Raw genomic sequence first — 17234 nt, forward strand, 5'->3', positions numbered from 1 at the left:
GCGATGCGTTCGGGCATGCGCCGTCACAGGCCGGGTACGCACTACGGAGAACAACCGCGAAAACCGGAGCAGGACCCGAGACAACCGAGGCCGAAGAGGCAGACGTCGAGCCGTGACTTTCGTGGGAGAAGGCACAATGGAAACCGACACCGCCGTGATCCGGTCGAAGGCACAGGTCGTGAAGCAGACCGCCGTGACCAGGACGACGGGTGACGGACCGCTGCCGGGAGTCGAGGACCCGAAGACCGTGGCTCCGCGCGACGCGCGCGAGCTGTCCCGCCAGTTCTTCCAGCGGCTGACGGAGCTCGAGGAAGGCACGCACGAGTACCAGTACGCCCGCAACACGCTCATCGAGATGAACATGTCGCTCGTGCGGTTCGCGGCCGGCCGGTTCCGGGGCCGCGGGGACGACATGGAGGACGTCGTCCAGACCGGGATGATCGGTCTCATCAAGGCCATCGACCGTTTCGAGCTCGCGCGCGAGGTGGAGTTCACCTCGTTCGCGCTGCCGTACATCGTCGGTGAGATCAAGCGGTTCTTCCGTGACACCACATGGGCGGTGCACGTGCCGCGGCGGCTGCAGGAGCTGCGCGTGGAGCTGGCCAAGGCGCGCGAGGAACTCGCCAGCCGGCTGGACCGCGAGCCGACGGTCGCCGAACTCGCCACCCTGATGAGCATCCCCGAGGACGAGGTCGTCGAGGCCCAGATCGCCTCCAACGGCTACAACTCCTCGTCGCTGGACGCGGCGCTCACCGGCGACGGGCCCGAGGGCGGAGAGGCGGTCCTCGCCGACTTCATCGGCGTGGAGGAGAACGGGCTGCGGCTGGTGGAGGACTTCCAGTCGCTGGCCCCGCTGATGGCCGAGCTGAGCGAGCGCGACCGGCAGATCATCCATATGCGGTTCGTGGAGGAAGCCACCCAGGCGGAGATCGGCGAACATCTCGGCTGCTCGCAGATGCACGTGTCCCGGCTGATCAAGCGGATCATCACGCGGCTGCGCGAGGGCATGCTGGGCGAGCTGGGCTGCGCCTGACCCGGATACCGGCAGGCGGGTTCCGCCCCAGGTACGGTTCCGGGGCGGCATCCGCGACTCGGCTCACTGTCCGCCGAAGGGCACCACGGCGCGTACGCGCTTGCCGACGGGCACGCGTTCGACGGCGATCTCGGCCGCCAGCGCGTGGACGATCTCCAACCCGTGCCGGCCGACCCGTTCGGGATCCCGGGGGAAACGGCGGGGCAGTGCGGCGCTGCTGTCGTAGACCACCACCACGACCGCGGTGTCCGTGCCCTCCAGCTCCAGGATGTACGGGCCGTTGCTGTGCCGGTCCGCGTTGGTGACCAGTTCGCTCACCACCAGGAGCACACCGTGCTCGGTGCGGTCGTCGACGGTGGCACACCACTCGGTCCTGAGCTGGTCGAGGAAGGCCGCGGCGAAGGACCGCGCCTCCGCTATGGAACCCGGTTCGCCGCTGTAGTGCGCCGCCCGCCGTAGCGGTTCCACGGGCACGTCGAAGCCAGTGGGTATCACTGCTCCGTCCAGGTGCTCGATCATGCGTTTCTCTCTCGGAAAGCCGGACTGGCCGGACGCTGCTGCATCAGTGCTCGTACCCCGAGCCGCGCGCCGCAGTCCCCGAGTCCGCGTGACGGCCCTTACGTCGTCGACGGCGCGACGCGGACGGCCCTCCCGGCGGGCGCGCCGCGCGCGTGCTGCTTAGCGTGGCAGCGTGAGTCCGCGAACCCCCTCCGAGCAGACCGTCGTGGCCCGGCACGGCTGGCTGCAGGCGGCGGCCACCGTCCTGGGCGCACTGATCGTCATGGGCGTGGTCGCCGCGCTGGGGCTGTGGGCGGCCGGTGCGGCCGACCTGCCGGACAACGCCTTCCCCCGGGTGGTCGCGGCGACCGTCGTCACGGCCGTCGGCGGCACGATCCAGCTGTCGGGGAACGCGGGAGAACTCGCCACCACGCGGGCGGGGCTCACCGTGACTCCGCTGTCGGTCACCCTCGTCGGAGCGCTGGTGCTCGCCGCCGGCTTCCTGCGGCCTCTGCGGCACCGTACGGTCACCGGCGCCGGTCAACTGGCCGAATGGGCCGCCCGGATCGCCGTATTGTGGCTGCTCGCGCTCCTCGCCCTGGCCCTGGCGGCCCGCCAGACCTTCGCGGTCTCCCTCGGGGAGGGCACACTCGCCGACATCGGTGAGTTGTTCGGCCTGGCGCCGGAGGTCGGGTTCACCACGGATGTGCCGCTGACGCTGTTCTTCGGCCTGCTGTGGCTGGCCGGTGTGCTGGTGCTGGCGCTGCTGGTGTCGCGCGTGGTTCCGTTGCCGCCCCGGCTGCTGCGCCTCCAGCAGACGGTACGGCCCGCCGCGTACGCCATGGTCGTGCTGCTGCTCGCCTGCGTCGTTCTCGGGATCCTCATCGCGCTCGTCGTCGTGGTGACGCGCGGCCACGCGGCTCAGACGTTCGCGCTGATCCTGCTCGGCATGCCGAACCTGGTCTGGCTCTGCTTCACCATCGGCCTCGGCGCCACCTGGAACGGACGGGTGGAGGGGCCGTTCGGGCTGCCGATGCCGCACGTGCTCGACCAGGTGCTGCGGGGCCAGGAGGTCTCGGCACTCAATCTGAGCACGATCGCCGAGTACGACGGCAGGGTGTGGTGGCTCGTGGTCGTGGACGCCGTGCTGCTGCTGGGCGCCGCGGTCGTCATGGCGAGAGGCTCCCCGGCCCGGATGCCCGCCTGGCGGCAGGCCGTGCACATGGCGGTCGCCCTCGCGCTCACGGTCCTCGTGATCTGCCTCGTCGGCCGCATCTCCGCGCACTACGGCCTGTCGCTCCTCGGCATCGGCGACCTGGCCGGCGATCTGGCCGGAGAGGTGTTCCTGAAGCCGGAGGTGTGGCCCGCGCTCGGCTTCGCCCTGTTGTGGGGGCTGCTCACCGGCTTGCTGGGCGGGCTGCTGGTGCGGCCGGTGCGATGGCGGCGTGCGGACCAGGAGGGCTGGAAAGCGTGACGTGGGACATGGGAGTGTGCACTCGGTCGAGAGAAGGGCAAGGCATGACACTGGCACTCGAAGACCGCTTGGCGGTCACCGAGTTGATCGCCCTGCACGGGCATCTGGTCGACGGCGGGGAGCTGCACCGCTCGGCGGAGGTCTTCACCCCGGACGTCGTCTACGACCTGTCCGACTTCGGCCAGGGCCAGGTCACCGGGCTCGCCGCCCTCACCGAGGCGGCTCTTGCTCTGGGCACCGCGAATCCCGTCGCGCACCACGTCACCAATGTGGTGATCGAAGAGGTGGACGACGGCCGGGTGCGGGCCCGGTCCAAGGGACTGGGTGTCATGGCGGACGGCTCGTGCGGGTCCGTGACGTACGAGGACACCTTGGTGCGTGCCGCCGACGGCTGGCGGATCTGTCACCGCAGGGTGCTGGCGCGGCGCGCACCGCTGAATGGGCTGGGACAGGCCTGACGGTCCAGCACTCCCGCGGGACGCGGCTCAGGCCACGGGCGTGAACAGCGCCGCGGCGGTCCGCTGCATGCGCAGGGCGTCGACCGACTCGGCCAGCAGTTCGTATTCGGTGGTGTCGTCGCTGGCGGCGATCCGTACCAGCCGTCCCGCCGCCAACTCGTCCGCGACCAGCTCCTGTTGGGCCATGTCCCCGCACCAGGCGCGCAGCACGGCGGGTACGTCGGGCACGGTGTCGGCGACCGGGGCGAGCGCACCGGGCGGGAAGTGTCCGGCCTCGGGCTGGGGGTCTAATCGCTCGGCGATCCAGGAGGCACGGTCGCGTAACCACCACAGGGCCAGGGCGAGGGTGGGGGCGCGGTAGGTTCCGAGGGGTACGCCGATGCGCCGGCCACCGCAGGTGCCGTACCCCGTGACATGGCACAGGAATTCGTCGTGCACGATCATTCCCCCGTTGCTTCACTAGCCTGACGGCCGGGCCTCGCTTTCGGTGCGGCTCAGGTGCTGTGCTCGGCTCATGCGCTGTGCGTGACGGGAGCTTCGCTGGATGTGAAGGCTCCTAGCAGATGAGTATGTTCACTACTGAAACACTGTCACCACAACTTTCCGGCCAGTCTCTTGGCATATTCGTCACCCGGACTGGCCGAAATCTGACGAGTGCATGCCGATGCCGTCATCACCCGAGAGGTAATCGACCGCCGCGGGTCGTCCGGGCATGGTTGCGGTACCGGGGTCCCCGCGGTGCGGACCCTGTTCCGACCAGCAGATACGTCCTCGGTGGAGGCTGATGCCCCATGCCCGAGAACACCGCGGGTGCCCGCCGGGTCGTGATGGCGTCCTCGGCGATGAGTTTTCCGGCCGCCGGTGGTCTCTTGAGCAGGAGACCACCGGCACAGGAGGACGTCATGGCCACGACCGGAAAAGTGGACGCGGAATTCACCGCGGAGCTGCGCAGGAGTCCGGACAAGGGCAGCTGGACGTGTGTCCGGTGGCCCGCGTCCGTCGAGTTCTTCGGCACCCGCGGGCTGGTCAAGGTCCGCGGGACGATCGACGGGCACCCTTTCCGGAGCTCCTTCATGGCCCTTGGGGACGGCACCCACATGCTGCCCGTGAAGGCCGAGGTGCGCCGGGCCATCGGGAAGGAGGCGGGGGACACGGTGACCGTGCACCTTCAGGAGCGGCTCAGCTGATACGTGCCGGTACGTCCCCCGCGATACGGGTCAGGCCCTGACGATCTCGTCGATCCGCGCCAGCTCCTCCGCGTCGAAGTCCAGGTTGCGGATGGCGCCGACGCTGTCCTCCATCTGCTGCGGGCTGCTCGCGCCGACGAGGGCCGAGGTCACCCGGCCGCCGCGCAGGACCCAGGCCAGCGCGAGCTGGGCCAGCGTCTGGCCGCGGGACTTGGCGATGTCGTCGAGGGCGCGGAGCCTGCCGACCAGTTCCTCGGTGACCGCGTCGGAGTTCAGGAAGGGGCTGTCGCTCGCGGCCCGCGAGTCCTCGGGGATGCCCTCGAGGTAGCGGCCGGTGAGCAGGCCTTGCTCCAGCGGGGAGAAGACGATGGAGCCGACCTGGAGCTCGTCGAGTGCGTCGAGCAGGCCCTCGTCCTCGGGGCGGCGGTCGAGCATCGAGTAGCGCGGCTGGTGGATGAGGAGCGGGGTGCCCAGCTCGCCGAGGATGCGGGCGGCCTCGCGGGTCTGCTCGGCCGAGTAGTTGGAGACGCCGACGTACAGCGCCTTGCCCTGCTGGACCGCCGAGTGCAGGGCGCCCATCGTCTCCTCCAGGGGAGTCTCCGGGTCCGGGCGGTGCGAGTAGAAGATGTCGACGTAGTCCAGGCCCATCCGCTTCAGGCTCTGGTCCAGCGAGGACAGCAGGTACTTGCGCGAACCCCACTCGCCGTACGGGCCGGGCCACATCAGATAGCCGGCCTTGGTGGAGATGATCAGCTCGTCGCGGTAGGACGCGAAGTCGTCCTTCAGTGCCTCGCCGAAGGCGGACTCGGCGGCGCCGGGCGGCGGGCCGTAGTTGTTGGCCAGGTCGAAGTGGGTGACGCCGAGGTCGAAGGCGCGGCGCAGGATGGCGCGCTGCGTCTCGACGGTCCGGTCGGCGGGGCCGAAGTTGTGCCACAGGCCGAGCGACAGCGCGGGGAGCTTCAGGCCGCTGCGTCCGGTGCGCCGGTAGGGCATGTCCGCGTAGCGGTCGGGGTGTGCGGTGTACAACGCGACTCCAGAGGGGTTGGCACACGAAGGTCGGTTCCGATGAACCGGTATCCACTCTTTCGCGACCTGCGGGCAGTGGTCCAACAGGTAAATCAGATGGAATTCAGCGGATAGGCTTCTCAATCATGGAACTACGTCATCTCCAGCACTTCGTCGCGGTGGCCGAGGACCAGCATTTCACCCGTGCTGCCGAACGCCTCATGGTGTCCCAGTCGGGTCTTTCGGCCTCGATCCGGGCGCTGGAGAGGGAGTTGCAGACCCCGCTGTTCGTGCGGACGACCCGACGGGTGACGCTGACGCCTGCCGGGCGGGCGCTCCTCGGTGAGGCGGAGCGGATCCTGGCGCAGGTGCGGGCCGCCCACGAGGCGGTGGCCGCGGTGCAGGGCGTGCTGCGCGGGATGCTCGCGCTCGGATCGGAACAGTGCATCGCCGGGGTGAATGTGGCGGGGCTGCTCGCCGCGTTCCGGCGGCAGCACCCGGACGTGGAGATCTGCCTGCGGCAGGCGGGCTCGGGCGCGCTCGCGGAGGAGGTCGCGGCCGGGCGCCTCGACCTGGCGTTCGCCGTAAGGTCGGCGCACGGGGAGGACGAGCAGCTGCGCGTCGTACCGGTGACCAGCGAGCCGATGACGGTGCTGTGCCACCCCACCCACCGGCTCGCGGCAGCCGGTGCCGCCGTCACCCCGGAGGAGCTGGGGGGCGAGGTCTTCGTCGACTTCCACCCGGACTGGGGGCCGCGCCGCACCACCGACGCCGCGTTCGCCGCGGCGGGAGTCCGACGGACCGTCGCGCTGGAGGTGAACGACGTGCACAGCCTGCTCGACCTGGTGGACGAGAACCTCGGCATCGCCGTCGTACCACGGCACTTCCGGTGCAAGCGCGCGTCGCTGACCGCCCTGCCCGTGAAGGACACCGCCGAGACGGTGTACGAGACCGTCGCCCTGCTGCCGCCCCCGCAGGCCACCAGCCCGGCGGCCCGGGCGCTGATGGCGCTGCTGGCCACCGAGAGCGCGTGACGGACGCGGATGCGCGATGGTGGATGCATGCATGCCAAGGACATCCTCATCGACGGGTACAGCCGCATCCAGGAAGAGGTCCACGCCGCCGTCGAGGGCCTCGACCCCGACGACCTGCACGCCCGCCCCTCCGACGCCGCCAACTCCATCGCCTGGCTGATCTGGCATCTCACCCGGGTCCAGGACGACCACATCGCCGACGCCTTCGGCCTCGACCAGGTGTGGCTGTCCCAGGACTTCCAGAAGCGGTTCGGGCTGGATCTGCCGCGCCGCGACACCGGGTACGGCCACACCCCGGCGAAGGTCGCGAAGGTGCGGGTCGACTCCGGTGACCTGCTGACCGGCTACTACGACGCCGTGCACGCACAGACCCTCCAGGCCCTGCGCGAGCTGACCGCCAAGGACCTGGAGCAGATCGTGGACGAGCGCTGGGATCCGCCGGTCAGCCTGGGCGTACGGCTGGTCAGCGTCCTGTCCGACGATCTCCAGCACGTCGGACAGGCCGCCTACGTCCGGGGGCTGGTTCAGAGCGCGGGCTCGTAGCCCGGCAGGACGACGTCCTCGATGAGCGCCTTGCGCTCGTCGAAGGGGAGGAACGCGCTCTTGACGGCGTTCACGGTGACCGTGCGCAGGTCCTCGACCGTCCAGCCGGCCTGCTCGACCAGCAGGGACATCTCGCGGGTCATCGTCGTGCCCGACACCAGGCGGTTGTCGGTGTTGAGGGTGACGCGGAAGCCGAGGTCCTTCAGTGCGGTGATCGGGTGCTCGGCGATCGAGATCGCGGCGCCGGTCTGGAGGTTGGACGTCGGGCACATCTCCAGCGCGATACGGCGGTCGCGGACCCAGCCCGCGAGGCGGCCCAGCTTGCCGTCGACGATGTCGTCGGCGATGCGGACGCCGTGCCCGATGCGCTGGGCGCCGCACACCTGGAGGGCCTGGTGGATGCTGGGCAGGCCGTGGGCCTCGCCGGAGGTTATACGTAAAACCTGTGCGCGCCAGTCGGCCGGGGTGGGGAACGCGACCGATGTACCGAACGCACCCAAGCCCTGGCAGACTTCCTGCACACCTACAACCACCACCGCTGCCACACCGCACTCGGCGGTCAGCCACCCATCAGCCGCGTGAACAACCCTGCGGGTCAATACATCTAGTCCCGGGAGCCGGTGTGCAGCACAGCGAACAGCCCCCGTACGCGGGTGCCGTCCGGCAGGTGCCAGGCGCCGGCGACGTGACCGCTCGCGCTCGGCCCCGGCGTGTCCGGGGCCGGCCGCAGGACCCGCTGCAGGCGCAGCGTCGCGTCCTGCGGGAGGGACAGCTCGGTGCCCTCTTCGTCGTCGGTGGCGGGGGCGCGGAAGGCCGCAGAGACGGAGCCGTCACCGGCGTAGGAGCGGACGACGTCCCGGTCGGGGGCATCACTGGTGTTCTGGTCCTGGGCGTGCACCCGGCCCTCGATCAGGGCGAGCAACTGGGTGACCAGCACGGGGTCGTGGCAGCCGTCGTAGGCCCAGCGGCGCCCCAGCACTCCGTGCTCCATGGTGCCGACGAGGGCGTGCTCCGCCCCGTCGAGCGGGGCGCCGCGATAGGTGAGCGGCACCAGATACGCGGCCGGGTCGGCGCCGGACGCGTCAGCTGTGTCGATGACCACCATGAACTCGATCCCGACCTCACCCTGCGGATCGTCCAGCCGGAACCCGCCGGCCTTCGTCAGCACCGGTTCCCCCGCGCCGCCGGTGTACCACGGGCGGGTGGGAAGCCAGGCGGTGAGCAGTTCCAGCTTGGTCGGCTTGAGGGTGGTGTGGTGGATGACGGCCATGCCGAAGTCCTCTCTCTTTCTCTCAGTCGGCCTGCTGGTGCAGTGCGTCGAGCGTGGCCATTTCCTCGTCCGTGAGGTGTACGGCGCCCGCGGCCACGTTCTCGACGAGGTGGTCGGGGTTGCCGGTGCCGGGGATGGCCAGGACGTGCGGGCCCTGCTGGAGGGTCCAGGCGATGCGGATCTGGGCGGGGCTCGCGTCGTGGGCCTGCGCGATGGCGAGCACCTCGTCGTCGTGGGAGGCGGTGGCGCCCTGGGAGCCGCCTTCGCCCGCGATGGCGAAGAACGGTACGAAGGCGATGCCCTGTTCGCCGCAGATCCGCAGGAGTTCGTCGGTCGCGGGGTCGTGGAGGTCGAGCCCGAACCGGTTCTGCACGCACACCACCGGTGCGATGGCCTGCGCCTCGGCGAGGTGGCGGGGTTCGACGTCGGAGATGCCGAGGTGCCGGATCAGGCCCTCCTCGCGCAGCTCGGCGAGGGCGCCGAAGTGCTCGGCGATGGAGTCCTGCCGCATGCGGCGGAGGTTGACGACGTCGAGGTGGTCGCGGCCGAGCTGGCGCAGGTTCTCCTCGACATGGCCGCGCAGGTCGTCGGGGCGGGCCGAACTGCCCCACTCCCCCGAGTAGTTGCGGAAGGGGCCGACCTTGGTGACCACGACCAGGTCGTCGGGGTACGGCGACAGCGCGCTGTTGATGAGTTCGTTGGCGGAGCGCAGGGCGGAGAAGTAGAAGGCGGCCGTGTCGATGTGGTTGACGCCGAGTTCTCTCGCCTTGTGCAGTACGGCGATCGAGCGCTCCCGGTCGCTCGGCGTCCCGAGGTGGAAGGCGGCACTGCCCGTCAGCCGCATCGCGCCGAAGCCGATGCGGTGGACGGACAGGTCGCCGAGCTTCCAGGTGCCCGCGGCGTCCGCGGTGATCGTTTCCGTGGTCATCGGCGGAGTGTCGCACATGCGGCGAGCGCCTGCCCAGGCACGCCACTCCGCCGGCTCCCGGTCCTCAACAGGCCACCGTCTCCTCGCACTTGCGCAGAGCCTCCTGGACATCGCGGCTCCAGTTCCGGGCGGGCCGCGGAGAGGCCGCCGTGCTGCCGTTCGGGGAGGGCGGCGATGGCGTGGAACAGCCGCAGGTTCTGCTCGATCACCTCGAAGGCGTCCTCGGCGCCCTGCAGGGTCACGGTCTCGAACACCGCGGTGTCCATGAGCGTGGCGCGACGGCCGCGGGCTCGGGCGTGGTCGATGACGCGGTTCTTCACCACCCGCCAGGCGTAGGCGGCGGGGTTCTCGGTGCGCAGTATCTGCCGCCACTCCTGGGCGAGTTGGACGAAGGCCTCGTCGACGGCCTCCTCGGCGTCCGCCCGGCAGCGCAGGCAGCGCTCGGCCTCGCGGACGTAGCGCGGGCGGTGCATCTGGTGGAAGGCGGAGAAGTCCAGGGGCAGCTTCTCCGGGGCCCGCGGGTTTCCGGCGGGACGCAGCGACGACTCCTCCTGGGTCACCGATCGCCTCCCGGCAGTCGGCGATCCATCTCGCTGACGCCCACCCGCACGAGGGCGGCCGCGGCCCGGCGCGAGAGGGCGACGACGCCTGGCCCGAAGACCCGCAGGGCGAGAAGGGACAGCGCCACGTCCCGGGCAAACTGTTCGAACTGGTGGTTCACGGACCCTTCGGTCCTCTCCGCTGGCTGGTCGGGGCCCGCGGGCCCCGGAAGGCGACGGTTACACCTTCTGCCCCTACGGCGTCCGGCCGTGGCGTTTCGTGCATGCCGGATTCGAAAGTCTTTGGGAATTGGCTCCGTTTCGGACTACGTACCTTGCCGTTCCGGACTAAGTACCGTGGCGTTCCTACCACTTGGTGGGCTACTTGTGCCCACAGATGTCCGGAAGGCGACACTCAGCCGGTCGACCCAGCCGGATGACTCTCGACCGACCCAGCCGGATGACTCAGCCGGTCGGCTCCGCCGCAGCCCCGTCGAGGGTGTTCACCAGCCGCTCCAGCAACGCCCGCAGCAGGTCGTCGTCGCTCTCGCTCAGCACCGGCCACTGCGCGTGGACTTCACGGCTGATCCGGCGCCAGTAGTCCTGCCCGCGCGGGGTGAGGTGGGCGAGTATGCGGCGGCGGTCCAGGGGGTCGACGCGGCGGTAGACCAGGTTCTGGTCCACGAGGTGGTCGACCAGTTTGGTGAGCGTCGGCGGCGGCAGGAAGACCGCTTCGGCGACCGCCGTCATGTGGTGGCCCTCGCCGTCCGCGAGCAGGGCGAGCACCCGCCAGGCGTCGAGCGAGCAGCCGTCCTCGTCGAGGACGGCCTGCAGCCGCCGCGCGGCAAGTCGTTCGGCCCGCGTCAACAGCTGCATCAGGTCCTGGGGCTGACGCGGAGGTGGGGTAGGCATCCTGCTCCTCGGTCGCGGGGTGCGGACATCGTACAAGTGCCGCCTGGCGAAAGGATCGTGTGCGTCTTCCTCTACCCCGTCTCCCCCTCCCCCTGTCCGCCCCCGCCGACCGGTCCACGAGACGGACTGGAGTTCACCGGGCGGACCCGGAATCATGACCGCATGTTCGAGCTCGATCCCCATCCGCTCGACTGGTTCACAGTCGACGACTCCGCGATCAGCGTGGCGCTGGTGTTCCCCATGCAGGGCGCGGCGGGGATCTTCGGACCCACCTGCGAGCTGTGCGCGCGGCTGGCCGCGGAGGAGGTCAACCACGCGGGCGGGGTGCTCGGCAAGGAGCTGCGGCTGCTGCCGGTCGACGGCGGCGCCGAGCCCGGGGAGATCGCCGACCGTGTCCAGACGCTGGTGGACCTGGGTGTCGTCCAGGGGGTCACCGGCTGGCACATCTCCTCAGTGCGCCAGGCACTGGCCCCGCGCATCGCCCACCGGGTGCCGTACGTCTACACGGCCCTGTACGAGGGCGGGGAGCACACCACGGGCGTCTTCCTGACCAGCGAGACGCCCGACGACCAACTGCGCCCCGCGATACGGCTGTTGGCGCGCGAGCACCGGGTGCGCCGCTGGTTCGTGGTCGGCAACGACTACGTGTGGCCGCGCCGCACCGCACGGGCCGCACGCGCCTACACGCGCGAGTCCGGGGGCGGCATCTGCGGCCAGGACTATCTTCCGCTCGGCACCCACGAGTTCGACGGAGTGCTGCGCCGGATCGAGCAGACCGACGCGGACGCCGTGCTCATGCTTCTCGTGGGCAGTGACGCGGTCCGCTTCAACCGCGCGTTCGCCGCGGCCGGGCTCGATCAGCGGTGTCTGCGGCTGAGCACGCTCATGGACGAGAACATGCTGATGGCCAGCGGGCCCACCGCCACCGTGGACCTCTACAGCACGGCCGGGTTCTTCACCTCGCTCGCCAACCAGGACACCCTCGACTTCCACGGCCAGTACGCCGGGAGGTACGGCATCGAGGCGCCCGCTCCGGGCAGTCTCGGCGAATCGTGTTACGAGGGCGTGCTGCTGCTCGCGGCGCTGATCGCCCGGGCCAGAACGCTGGATGTGACGGCCATCGGCGCGACGGCGGAGTCCGTGTCGTACGAAGGGCCGCGCGGGCTGCTTCGGTTGCGGGGCGGCCACGTCAAGCAGCGCATCTATCTCGCCCAGGCGGACGGGGTGGACTTCGACGTCCTCACGCAGCTGGACCTGGATCCGGCCCGCTCTTGACATGGCCGCACCACAGCCAGATACTTCCCGCAGGAAGTATCTAGAATGCCTCGGGCGACTTGTGAATTCTGGTCAAGAATTCAGCCCGGGGATTTTTTGTTTCCCGCGTTGTTTCCCGCGAAGGGCCGAAGATACAGCCGGGAAAGTAGCGCGAAACGCGTCGGAAACAGGGTGACTTGAGGCTGTGGACCGCACTTCAGGGACCAGCCGGAACACCATCGCGCCTGAAGGGCTGCCGATTCATGACTGATTCCTGCTGATTCCTTCCCTTTCAGGTCTCCTCGTAAGGGGCAAGGGGGTTCTTTTGTCCAGCGTTCCCAGCGTTCCCAGCATTCACCGGCGCCGGCTCCTGGCCGGCACCGCGGCACTCGCGGCCGTCGTCGCGCTCTCGGCGTGCGGCGCGAAGACCGACGCGGCCGACTCGTCCGACAAGGCCGCGAAGATCGACGCCAGTGGCGACACGGTCAAGGTCGGCCTGCTCAACTCCCTCTCCGGCACGATGGCGATCAGCGAGGTCACCGTACGCAACTCGCTGCTGCTCGCCATCGACGAGATCAACGCCAAGGGCGGTGTGCTCGGCAAGAAGATCAAGCCGATCAGCGAGGACGGCGCCTCCGACTGGCCGACCTTCGCCGAGAAGGCGACCAAGCTCATCAAGGAGGACGGCGTCGCGGCCACCTTCGGCTGCTGGACCTCCGCCAGCCGCAAGGCCGTCAAGCCGGTGTTCGAGAAGAACAAGTCGCTGCTCTTCTATCCCGTGCAGTACGAGGGCCTGGAGGAGTCGCCGTACATCTTCTACACGGGCGCGACCACCAACCAGCAGATCGTCCCGGCGCTGGACTACCTCAAGAGCCAGGGCAAGAAGAAGCTCTACCTGGTCGGCAGCGACTACGTCTTCCCGCGTACCGCCAACAAGGAGATCAAGGCGTACGCGAAGGCCAACGGCATGACGATCCTCGGCGAGGACTACGCGCCGCTGGGCTCCACGGAGTTCAGCACGATCGCCAACAAGGTGAAGGCGTCGAAGGCGGACGCCGTCTTCAACACCCTCAACGGCGACTCGAACGTGGCCTTCTTCAAGGAGTACAAGTCCGCCGGCCTGAGCGCCGCGACCATGCCGGTCGTCTCGGTGTCGATCGCCGAGGAGGAGGTCAAGTCGATCGGGACGCAGTACCTGGAAGGGCAGTTGACGGCCTGGAACTACTACCAGACCACTCCGGGCGCGGCGAACACCACGTTCGTGAAGGCGTACAAGGCCAAGTACGGCGCGGACAAGCCGACCAGTGACCCGATGGAGGCCGCGTACACCTCGGTCTACCTGTGGAAGGCGATGGTCGAGAAGGCGAAGTCCTTCGACCCGGAGAAGGTGAAGGCCGCCTCCGACGGCATCACCTTCGACGCGCCCGAGGGCCTGGTCACCGTGGACGGTGCCTCGCAGCACATCTACAAGACCGCGCGGATCGGCAAGATCGGCAGCGACGGTCTGATCGAGCAGGTGTGGGACTCCGGCAAGCCCATCAAGCCGGACCCGTACCTCAAGGGCTACTCCTGGGCCTCCGGCCTGTCCTGACCGCCCGTCACGCGGGGGCCCGACCGGCCCCCGCGTACCGCCCTTCCCGGAGCCGCCGTATGACCGTGATCCTCGGTCAGACCTTCACCGGCATCAGCATCGGTGCCGTCCTGCTGCTCATCGCGCTCGGTCTCTCGCTCACGTTCGGCCAGATGAACGTCATCAACATGGCCCACGGCGAGTTCATCATGGCCGGCGCCTACACCACGTACGTCCTGCAGAAATCCATTTCCGGCGCCGGAATCTCACTTCTCGTCGCGCTGCCCGTCGCCTTTCTCGTCTCCGGTGCCCTCGGGGCGCTGCTCGAATGGCTGCTGATACGGCGCCTGTATCTGCGGCCGCTCGACACTCTTCTCGTCACGTGGGGTGTCTCGTTGATGCTCCAGCAGCTCGCCCGGGACATCTTCGGCGCGCCGAACGTGCAGACCCGGGCGCCCGACTGGCTGACCGGGAACATCACTCTCATCGGCGGTGACGATCCGCTCACCGTCGCCAACAGCCGCCTGTTCATCCTGGGGCTGGCCGTGGCGGCGGTGGTCGCGCTGTCCCTGACGCTGCGGCTGACGCCGCTCGGCCGCCGGATCCGGGCCGTGGTGCAGAGCCGGGACCTCGCCGAGGTGTCCGGGATCTCCACCAGCCGGGTCGACCGCACGGCCTTCTTCATCGGGTCCGGGCTCGCGGGCGTCGCGGGGGTCGCGTTGACGCTGGTCGGGCCGATCGGGCCGACGATGGGCACCAACGTCATCATCGACGCCTTCCTGGTGATCGTGGTCGGCGGCATCGGGCAGCTCAAGGGGACGGTGATCGTCGCCTTCGTGCTGGGCGTGCTGCAGTCGGTCCTGGAGTACTCCACGACCGTCAGCGTCGCCAAGGTGCTGGTGCTCGTCGCCATCGTCGCGTTCCTCCAGTGGCGGCCGCAGGGGCTGTACACGCTGCGCACGAGGAGTCTCGTATGAACCTTCTGAAAGGTGGCTCGGCGCGGGCCTGGGCCGGTTTCGCCGGGGCCGCGGTCCTCCTCTTCGCCCTCGCCCCGCTCGCCCTGTCCGACTTCCGGCTCGGGCTGCTCGCCAAGTACCTGTGCACGGCCATGGTCGCCGTCGGCATCTGTCTGGCCTGGGGCCGCGGCGGTCTGCTGACGCTCGGTCAGGGCGTGTTCTTCGGCCTCGGCGGCTACGCGATGGCGATGCACTTGAAGATCGCCGACGCAGGGCCGGGGAATCTGCCGGACTTCATGCAGTTGTACGGCACCGCCAGCGAACTGCCGTGGTGGTGGCGGCCGTTCGCGAACCCTGTGTTCGCGCTCGTGGCGACCGTGCTGCTGCCGATGGTGGTCGCGGCGCTGCTCGGCTTGTTCATCTTCCGGCGCCGGGTCAAGGGTGCCTACTTCGCGATCCTGAGCCAGGCGCTCGCCGCCGCCTTCGCGATCTGGCTGATCGGCCAGCAGGCCACCACCGGCGGCACCAACGGACTCACCGACATCCAGGGCTTCTTCGGCTACGACCTCAACGATCCCGTCAACCAGCGGATGGTGTACTTCATCATCGCCGCCGCCCTGCTGCTCCTGATCGCCCTCGCGCGCCAGCTGATCCAGAGCCGGTACGGCGAACTCCTGGTCGCCGTACGGGACTCGGAGGAGCGGGTGCGCTTCCTCGGGTACGACCCGGCCAACGTGAAGCTGGTCGCGTACGTCGTGGCGGCGGGCATGGCGGGCCTCGCCGGCGCGTTGTTCGTGCCGGCGGTCGGCATCATCTCGCCCGCGCTGATCGGCATCGTGCCGTCCATCGAGTTCGTCATCGGCGCCGCGGTGGGCGGCCGGGCCAGCCTGGTCGGCGCCGTGCTCGGCGCGGTCGCGGTCGCCTGGGCGAAAACGGCGCTGTCCGAGGAGTTCCCGGCGGCCTGGACCTACTTCCAGGGGCTGCTGTTCATCGTCGCCCTGGCGTTCCTGCCCGGCGGCCTCGCCTCGCTGGCGGTGTTCGTACGGCGGCGCGGGAACGGGCGGAAGACGGCGGCCGTCGTACCGGTGGGAGAAGCGGCATGAGCGAGCTCGCGGGACTCGAGATACGTCAGCTACGGGTCTCCTTCGACGGGTTCACCGCCGTCGACGGGGTGGACCTCGACGTCCGCCCGGGCGATCTGCGCTTCCTCATCGGGCCGAACGGCGCGGGCAAGACCACCCTGGTCGACGCGGTCACCGGGCTGGTGAAGGCGGAGGGCTCGGTGCGCTTCGGCGGCGCGGAGCTGCTCGGGCGGAGCGTGCACCGGATCGCCCGGTCCGGGATCGGCCGTACGTTCCAGACGGCCACCGTCTTCGAGGAGTTGACGGTACTCCAGAACCTGGACATCGCGGCGGGTGCCGGCCGCGGCGTGTGGACCATGCTGCGCCGCCGCAAGGGCGTGCCCGAGCCGGTCGCCAAGGCTCTGGAGACGGTCGGGCTCACCGAGCTCGCCGACTCCCCCGCCGGGACGCTCGCGCACGGCCAGAAGCAGTGGCTGGAGATCGGCATGCTGCTCGTGCAGGACGTAACTCTGCTGCTGCTCGACGAGCCGGTGGCCGGCATGAGCCATGACGAGCGTCAGGCGACGGGCGAGCTGCTGGAGCGGATCAGCGTGGAGCGGACCGTGGTCGTCATCGAGCACGACATGGACTTCATGCGGTCCTTCGCGCGCAGCGTCAGCGTGCTGCACGCGGGCAAGGTGCTCAGCGAGGGCACGGTGGCCCAGGTGCAGGCGGATCCGAAGGTGCAGGAGGTGTACCTCGGGCACGCGGCCGCCGAGGAAACCGCCACCGACGTGGCCGTACAGGAGGCGTGATGCTGCGGATCGAGGACGTCCGGGTCGGCTACCACCGCAGCACCGTCCTGCACGGGGTGAGCGTCGAGGTGCCGAAGGATGGCGTGGCCGCCGTGCTCGGGCACAACGGCGCCGGCAAGAGCACGCTGCTGCGTGCGGCCGTCGGCCTGCTCTCCCCGACCAGCGGCACGGTCCGCCTGGACGGCGAGGACATCACCCGCCGCAAGCCGCACGAGCGGGTGGCGCGCGGAATGGCGTACGTCCCGCAGGGCCAGCAGTCGTTCCCGCACCTGACGACCGCCGAGAACCTCCAGCTCGTCGCCGACGGCCGCAAACGCGGCAGGGAGGCGATCGCCGAGGCGCTGGACCTGTTCCCGGCGCTGCGCGCGCTGTCGAACCGCCGCGCCGGGCTGCTCTCCGGCGGTCAGCGGCAGCAACTCGCCATCGCCCGTGCCCTGGTGACGGGGCCTCGGCTGCTGCTGCTCGACGAGCCGACGGAGGGCATCCAGCCGTCGGTCGTGGCGGAGATCGAGGAGACGATCCTCGCCCTGGCCGCCCGCGGCGGGCTCTCGGTGCTGCTGGTCGAGCAGCATGTGGGCTTCGCGATGCGGGCGGCGCAGCGGTACTACGTCCTGGAGGCCGGGCGGGTCACCTCGTCCGGGGAGGGCGGCAAGGAGGCCGAGGTGGCGGTGCGGGAGGCGCTCAGCGTGTGAGGGCG

Annotated in this window: 20 protein-coding genes and 1 pseudogene; 12 read left to right on the forward strand and 9 right to left on the reverse strand. The window is 69.8% G+C overall.

Features of this window, described 5'->3' with window-relative positions:
• Positions 1–136 precede the first annotated feature (136 nt).
• Positions 137–1033: an RNA polymerase sigma factor SigF gene (locus CLM62_RS48065; protein ID WP_095756238.1), complete on the forward strand. Its 897-nt coding sequence runs from the start codon at positions 137–139 to the stop codon at positions 1031–1033.
• A gap of 63 nt (positions 1034–1096) precedes the next feature.
• On the opposite strand, the gene CLM62_RS48070 is transcribed toward CLM62_RS48065, so the two are convergent.
• Positions 1097–1552, reverse strand: a complete 456-nt coding sequence (locus tag CLM62_RS48070; protein ID WP_095756239.1) for an ATP-binding protein — start codon at positions 1550–1552, stop codon at positions 1097–1099.
• 172 nt (positions 1553–1724) lie between these two features.
• On the opposite strand from CLM62_RS48070, the gene CLM62_RS48075 reads away from it, so the two are divergent.
• Positions 1725–3005, forward strand: a complete 1281-nt coding sequence (locus CLM62_RS48075) for a streptophobe family protein (protein WP_095756240.1) — start codon at positions 1725–1727, stop codon at positions 3003–3005.
• Between the two features lie 44 nt (positions 3006–3049).
• Complete coding sequence (locus CLM62_RS48080) at positions 3050–3463, forward strand: nuclear transport factor 2 family protein (RefSeq protein ID WP_095756241.1); 414 nt, start codon at positions 3050–3052, stop codon at positions 3461–3463.
• A gap of 27 nt (positions 3464–3490) precedes the next feature.
• Here CLM62_RS48080 and CLM62_RS48085 read toward each other — a convergent pair whose 3' ends face one another.
• Positions 3491–3901 carry a hypothetical protein gene (locus tag CLM62_RS48085; RefSeq protein WP_095756291.1) on the reverse strand — a complete coding sequence of 137 codons (411 nt, stop codon included), beginning with the start codon at positions 3899–3901 and terminating at the stop codon, positions 3491–3493.
• Between the two features lie 464 nt (positions 3902–4365).
• Here CLM62_RS48085 and CLM62_RS48090 point away from each other — a divergent pair, with 464 nt between their 5' ends.
• A complete protein-coding gene (locus tag CLM62_RS48090; protein WP_095756292.1) occupies positions 4366–4650 on the forward strand; it encodes a DUF1905 domain-containing protein in 285 nt (94 codons plus the stop codon).
• Between the two features lie 30 nt (positions 4651–4680).
• Here the strand turns inward: CLM62_RS48090 and mgrA are convergent, their stop codons facing one another.
• Positions 4681–5676, reverse strand: a complete 996-nt coding sequence (gene mgrA / locus CLM62_RS48095) for an L-glyceraldehyde 3-phosphate reductase (RefSeq protein WP_095756242.1) — start codon at positions 5674–5676, stop codon at positions 4681–4683.
• 125 nt (positions 5677–5801) lie between these two features.
• On the opposite strand from mgrA, the gene CLM62_RS48100 reads away from it, so the two are divergent.
• Together CLM62_RS48100 and CLM62_RS48105 are read left to right on the forward strand one after the other, a co-directional pair.
• Positions 5802–6689, forward strand: a complete 888-nt coding sequence (locus CLM62_RS48100; protein ID WP_095756243.1) for a LysR family transcriptional regulator — start codon at positions 5802–5804, stop codon at positions 6687–6689.
• Positions 6690–6716: 27 nt separating this feature from the next.
• Positions 6717–7232: a DUF664 domain-containing protein gene (locus CLM62_RS48105; protein ID WP_095756244.1), complete on the forward strand. Its 516-nt coding sequence runs from the start codon at positions 6717–6719 to the stop codon at positions 7230–7232.
• On the opposite strand, the pseudogene CLM62_RS48110 reads toward CLM62_RS48105, so the two are convergent.
• From CLM62_RS48110 to CLM62_RS48135, 6 genes and pseudogenes are all read right to left on the reverse strand, one after another.
• A pseudogene (locus CLM62_RS48110) lies at positions 7214–7666 on the reverse strand (adenosine deaminase); the annotation flags it as partial. The gene CLM62_RS48105 and the pseudogene CLM62_RS48110 sit on opposite strands and share 19 nt — an antisense overlap.
• 170 nt (positions 7667–7836) lie before the next feature.
• On the reverse strand, positions 7837–8502 hold the full coding sequence (locus CLM62_RS48120) for a 1,4-alpha-glucan branching protein (RefSeq protein WP_095756245.1): 666 nt from the start codon (positions 8500–8502) through the stop codon (positions 7837–7839).
• 22 nt (positions 8503–8524) lie between these two features.
• Positions 8525–9430, reverse strand: a complete 906-nt coding sequence (locus tag CLM62_RS48125; RefSeq protein WP_095756293.1) for an aldo/keto reductase — start codon at positions 9428–9430, stop codon at positions 8525–8527.
• The gene (locus CLM62_RS48130; RefSeq protein WP_257004528.1) at positions 9427–9990 is read right to left on the reverse strand and encodes a sigma-70 family RNA polymerase sigma factor; all 564 of its coding nucleotides are present in this window, start codon (positions 9988–9990) and stop codon (positions 9427–9429) included. The genes CLM62_RS48125 and CLM62_RS48130 overlap by 4 nt, the downstream gene beginning before the upstream one ends.
• Positions 9987–10151, reverse strand: a complete 165-nt coding sequence (locus CLM62_RS50605; RefSeq protein ID WP_179382541.1) for a hypothetical protein — start codon at positions 10149–10151, stop codon at positions 9987–9989. The genes CLM62_RS48130 and CLM62_RS50605 overlap by 4 nt, the downstream gene beginning before the upstream one ends.
• 283 nt (positions 10152–10434) lie before the next feature.
• Entirely contained in the window at positions 10435–10881 is a 447-nt protein-coding gene (locus CLM62_RS48135; protein WP_095756246.1) for a MarR family winged helix-turn-helix transcriptional regulator, read from the reverse strand.
• Positions 10882–11043: 162 nt separating this feature from the next.
• Between CLM62_RS48135 and CLM62_RS48140 the strand changes: the two genes are divergently transcribed.
• The 6 genes from CLM62_RS48140 to urtE all read left to right on the forward strand — a co-directional run bounded on the left by CLM62_RS48140 (position 11044) and on the right by urtE (position 17229).
• Positions 11044–12156: a substrate-binding domain-containing protein gene (locus CLM62_RS48140; RefSeq protein ID WP_095756247.1), complete on the forward strand. Its 1113-nt coding sequence runs from the start codon at positions 11044–11046 to the stop codon at positions 12154–12156.
• A 304-nt stretch (positions 12157–12460) separates the two neighbouring features.
• A complete protein-coding gene (gene urtA / locus CLM62_RS48145) occupies positions 12461–13726 on the forward strand; it encodes an urea ABC transporter substrate-binding protein (protein WP_095756248.1) in 1266 nt (421 codons plus the stop codon).
• A 59-nt stretch (positions 13727–13785) separates the two neighbouring features.
• Entirely contained in the window at positions 13786–14682 is an 897-nt protein-coding gene (gene urtB / locus CLM62_RS48150; protein WP_095756249.1) for an urea ABC transporter permease subunit UrtB, read from the forward strand.
• Complete coding sequence (urtC, locus tag CLM62_RS48155) at positions 14679–15764, forward strand: urea ABC transporter permease subunit UrtC (RefSeq protein ID WP_095756250.1); 1086 nt, start codon at positions 14679–14681, stop codon at positions 15762–15764. Before urtB ends, urtC begins: the two co-directional genes overlap by 4 nt.
• Positions 15761–16537 (forward strand): urea ABC transporter ATP-binding protein UrtD, encoded by a 777-nt coding sequence (gene urtD, locus CLM62_RS48160; RefSeq protein WP_095756251.1) that lies wholly within the window; start codon positions 15761–15763, stop codon positions 16535–16537. The genes urtC and urtD overlap by 4 nt, the downstream gene beginning before the upstream one ends.
• Positions 16537–17229: an urea ABC transporter ATP-binding subunit UrtE gene (urtE, locus tag CLM62_RS48165; protein ID WP_095756252.1), complete on the forward strand. Its 693-nt coding sequence runs from the start codon at positions 16537–16539 to the stop codon at positions 17227–17229. Before urtD ends, urtE begins: the two co-directional genes overlap by 1 nt.
• Positions 17230–17234: the final 5 nt, after the last annotated feature.

It is taken from the genome of Streptomyces sp. SA15 (genome assembly GCF_002291145.1).
Lineage (GTDB): Bacteria > Actinomycetota > Actinomycetes > Streptomycetales > Streptomycetaceae > Streptomyces.

Excerpts from the sequence above, each read along its gene's own strand:
- CLM62_RS48120 (WP_095756245.1), bottom strand. The coding sequence starts at position 8,502 with ATGGCCGTCATCCACCACACCACCCTCAAGCCGACCAAGCTGGAACTG.
- urtC (WP_095756250.1), top strand. The coding sequence starts at position 14,679 with ATGAACCTTCTGAAAGGTGGCTCGGCGCGGGCCTGGGCCGGTTTCGCC.
- CLM62_RS48080 (WP_095756241.1), top strand. The coding sequence starts at position 3,050 with ATGACACTGGCACTCGAAGACCGCTTGGCGGTCACCGAGTTGATCGCC.
- CLM62_RS48105 (WP_095756244.1), top strand. The coding sequence starts at position 6,717 with ATGCATGCCAAGGACATCCTCATCGACGGGTACAGCCGCATCCAGGAA.
- CLM62_RS48070 (WP_095756239.1), bottom strand. The coding sequence starts at position 1,552 with ATGATCGAGCACCTGGACGGAGCAGTGATACCCACTGGCTTCGACGTG.
- CLM62_RS48065 (WP_095756238.1), top strand. The coding sequence starts at position 137 with ATGGAAACCGACACCGCCGTGATCCGGTCGAAGGCACAGGTCGTGAAG.
- urtE (WP_095756252.1), top strand. The coding sequence starts at position 16,537 with ATGCTGCGGATCGAGGACGTCCGGGTCGGCTACCACCGCAGCACCGTC.
- CLM62_RS48140 (WP_095756247.1), top strand. The coding sequence starts at position 11,044 with ATGTTCGAGCTCGATCCCCATCCGCTCGACTGGTTCACAGTCGACGAC.
- CLM62_RS48090 (WP_095756292.1), top strand. The coding sequence starts at position 4,366 with ATGGCCACGACCGGAAAAGTGGACGCGGAATTCACCGCGGAGCTGCGC.
- CLM62_RS48135 (WP_095756246.1), bottom strand. The coding sequence starts at position 10,881 with ATGCCTACCCCACCTCCGCGTCAGCCCCAGGACCTGATGCAGCTGTTG.
- CLM62_RS48100 (WP_095756243.1), top strand. The coding sequence starts at position 5,802 with ATGGAACTACGTCATCTCCAGCACTTCGTCGCGGTGGCCGAGGACCAG.
- CLM62_RS48125 (WP_095756293.1), bottom strand. The coding sequence starts at position 9,430 with ATGACCACGGAAACGATCACCGCGGACGCCGCGGGCACCTGGAAGCTC.
- urtD (WP_095756251.1), top strand. The coding sequence starts at position 15,761 with ATGAGCGAGCTCGCGGGACTCGAGATACGTCAGCTACGGGTCTCCTTC.
- urtB (WP_095756249.1), top strand. The coding sequence starts at position 13,786 with ATGACCGTGATCCTCGGTCAGACCTTCACCGGCATCAGCATCGGTGCC.